General features: G+C 58.9%; 1 protein-coding gene. It reads right to left on the reverse strand.

The features are described from left to right. Nucleotides 1–67 precede the first annotated feature (67 nt). Nucleotides 68–248 (reverse strand): hypothetical protein (locus MJ643_RS31135; RefSeq protein ID WP_247727373.1); only part of this gene is annotated, 181 nt, incomplete at its 5' end.

Genomic DNA, 248 nt, shown 5'->3' on the forward strand with positions numbered 1-248 from the left:
CTGGTGACGAGCTGCTCGTGACAATTCGATGGGGAGGCGAGGCTGCAGAGCACGGCAATGATCTTGATCATGCGAGGTTGCCCCTGTCGCTCTGGCGCGCTTTGGCTTCGCTCGATTGTTCGCCGGCCGGGTCCGCCGGCGGGAAGATGCTGTCATAGATCGCGCGTGCCTCCTGGATGAGGCGAAGACGCTCGCGTTCGGATTTCGAAACAAACTGAATAATCTGGCCCATATCGCCTCCAATAGAT

Origin of the sequence: Pseudomonas sp. PNPG3 (assembly GCF_023093815.1) — a bacterium.
Lineage (GTDB): Bacteria > Pseudomonadota > Gammaproteobacteria > Pseudomonadales > Pseudomonadaceae > Aquipseudomonas > Aquipseudomonas asiatica.